Genomic DNA, 3,145 nt, shown 5'->3' on the forward strand with positions numbered 1-3,145 from the left:
TTGGTTACAAGCGAAAAATCGAATATAAAAATAGATTTTATAGATTCCGACACGAACGGTGAAGCTTTTGAAAATTGCTATATACCTATGGGCGGTTCGGCAAAACCTTATACTAAAGAAGGAATAATTAATAAAGAACATTTCATTTATATAAAAGATAATAAAATATTTGCAGAAGAATCTAAAAACGCGGCTTTATATGTAAAAGAAACTTTATCAAAAAATAATATAGAGCCAGATTTTTATGTCACTTCTTATTTCAATAAAGAATCCTACGATAATTTTGTAAATAATTTGTCGGCAGGCAAAGATAAAGTATATTCAAAAATGCAAAACGCTCATTCTTCTTTAAGCGCTTCGGTTGGAGTGGCGTTTTCTATGGCGTTGGAAGACGGAAGTATAAAAAGCGGTAGCAAAGTCGCTCTATGTGGTTATGGCAGCGGTTATACTAAAGCGATTGCGGTGGTTTTCGTAAATTAATCAATTTAGGATTATACATTTTTTAGAATTTTTTTTAAAATAAAGTGTTGACAAATTTTTAAAACATTGTATTATTTAACCTATAAATAGCGCTTCCCGTGGGGACACCTTTGGTGAAAGCGGGTTGTAAGCCAAAATAGCCGAAAGAAAAAATTTCGGAATAAATCGGTTTAACGGGAATAAATTCTCATGAAGAACAGAACAGAACAGAACAGAACAGAACAGAACAGAACAGAACCATTATTGTCTTCTAACCAATAATTTAAATTTTTATATATTACAGTTTTTTAAGGCATTTAATTTTTTAAATGTCTTATTCGTTTTTGCAAAAACTTTGTCATTACGAGGATTTGAAAAATCCGCGACAAGGTCGGGCAGTCGCCAAGTAATCTATTCTAATTTGGATTGCTTCACTAACGTTCGCAATGACTATAAAAATAATTTTGCAATTTTTAATAACAATGTGGCAGTTGCCCATTGTGTTAACAATTCAGAAAAAAAGCGCACGAGGGATTGCCCTAAAGGGCGCAGAGCGAACCCCTTGCTGTCTAACTTTTTAACTTCAATCAAATTTACTTTCAATAACTTATCGGAGAAAATTAAAAATTTTCATTTAGTTATAAATAAATTTTATAAAAAATATATCGCTTCTGATAAAAATATAATCTCAATAACAATTTACTATATTCTTTCAATTATTATCTACAATTATTTATCTAACTCTGAAATAATAAGTCTTAATTTAATTATATCATTAATCTTAATGTATCTCACGGCATTTATGATTTTTGGAATAAGAAATATTACGGCTTTTTATTTAATAAAATTTAATTTAATGACGGAGAAAATCATTATGAAACGACAAATTTTTAAAACGGCTTTAGTATTAATAGCTTTAGCCACAATTTCAACGGGTTGTTCCAAAATCAAAACTTTTAGTTTGGTTGGAACTTATAATAACGATAGCCTTATTATGACAGTTGGGGCTAGCGGAGATGTTAATTTTCGACAAATTGACAATAGCGTTACTTTGGAAGGAGCCGCTGCCACGATTGCGGATTTAAGTTATGGTAGCAGTGGTGGAAGTCCTATACTTACTCCTTGGGATTTGGGAGATGAAAAAACTTCTTATACTTTCGATTATACCGAAAAGATTTCAACATCATCTTATGACCAAAATTTAGGGCAAATGGTATATACATATAGTCATGATTTGAATTGGAAATTTGAATTTACTAAAAATAAGGAAACCGTTAATTGCAAAGTTACTTTAACTCTTCCAGAAGATAAAGGCGTAAGCGGAAGTATAGACTTGAGTAAATAAAAATTAAAAATTATTTTTCATGAAAATAGCTTCCTCTTAAATGAGGGAGCTTTTATTATTTCAAATATCGTTACTAACTTTAAAAATATTTTGACAAATAAAATTAATTCTGTTATAATATATACGAATAATTAATGAAGGATTATATTATGAAATTAGGTAAATTTCGTTTTGGCGGCGTGCATCCTCATGATAGCAAAGACACGGCTAATATAGCTTCGTCAAGTATGGAAAATCCTCCAAAAAGCGTCTTAATATCTATGGCGCAGCATATTGGCGCTCCCGCTAAAATCTTAAAGAATAAAGGCGATAAAGTAGAAAGAGGCGAAATTATCGGAGAGTCAAACGGATATGTTTCGGGAAATGTTTCTTCTTCGGTAACGGGTTCGGTTGCCTCTATAGAAATAGCTCCGCAACCTTTGGGACGCGGCGCTAACGCTTTGCTTATTAATGTCGAGCCTAACGCTTACAATTTGCCATATTCGGAAAAATCAAATTTTATGTCGTTATCTACCGAAGAAATGTCAGAAAAAATAAAAAAAGCGGGCATAGTCGGTATGGGAGGCGCGACTTTCCCAGCAAATGTTAAAGTTGACGGAGCGGCTAAAGGAGAATGCGACACTTTAATAATAAACGGTGTGGAATGCGAGCCTTATATTACGAGCGATTATAGACTTATGCTTGAAAATACGGAAGATTTATTTAAAGGAATAGAAATTTTAAGAAAAATAATTCCTTCCGTTAAAAAAACTATTATTGGAATAGAAGCTAATAAACCGATAGCGATAGAAGAAATGTCTAAAACGGCAAAAAATTATAATGTTGAAGTTATGCCTTTAAGATTAAGATATCCTCAAGGCGCTGAAAAAATGCTTATTGACGCGGCGACTGGAAGAGTAGTTCCCGTAGGAAAATTGCCGATGGATGTGAATGTTTTAGTCGTTAATGTAGCAACTTTATACGCGATTTACGAAGCGGTTGCAAAAGATAAACCTCTTATGGAAAGAATGGTTACAATTTCGGGAGACGCTATTAAAGAACATAAAAATCTATGGATTCCGCTTGGAACTCCGATTTCTACGATTGTAGATAATTGCGGAGGATTGACTGCGGAAAATGTTTTAATATTGGCTGGCGGTCCTATGATGGGAGCGAGCGTTCCTAGTTTGGAGCAATGCGTAAATAAAGGAACAAATTCTTTATTATTTTTTAATAAGGATAAAATGCCGAAAGAAGTAGAATATCCTTGTATAAAATGCGGAAGATGTTCTGATGTTTGCCCTCTCAAACTCTCGCCTACCGAAATCGCTCACACGGCGAAAGCGAAAATAAGCGAAAGAT

3 protein-coding genes are annotated in these 3,145 nt (G+C 33.2%); all 3 read left to right on the plus strand.

Annotated features, from left to right (window positions below):
* Nucleotides 1–480 (plus strand): 3-oxoacyl-[acyl-carrier-protein] synthase III C-terminal domain-containing protein (locus EZH24_RS09265; protein ID WP_272897891.1); only part of this gene is annotated, 480 nt, incomplete at its 5' end.
* A gap of 853 nt (nt 481–1,333) precedes the next feature.
* Complete coding sequence (locus EZH24_RS09270) at nt 1,334–1,804, plus strand: hypothetical protein (protein WP_137998875.1); 471 nt, start codon at nt 1,334–1,336, stop codon at nt 1,802–1,804.
* A gap of 149 nt (nt 1,805–1,953) precedes the next feature.
* The coding region (gene rsxC, locus EZH24_RS09275; RefSeq protein ID WP_137998876.1) for an electron transport complex subunit RsxC at nt 1,954–3,145 on the plus strand (1,192 nt) is incomplete at its 3' end.

Source organism: Brachyspira catarrhinii (assembly GCF_005518285.1).
Classification (GTDB): domain Bacteria; phylum Spirochaetota; class Brachyspiria; order Brachyspirales; family Brachyspiraceae; genus Brachyspira; species Brachyspira catarrhinii.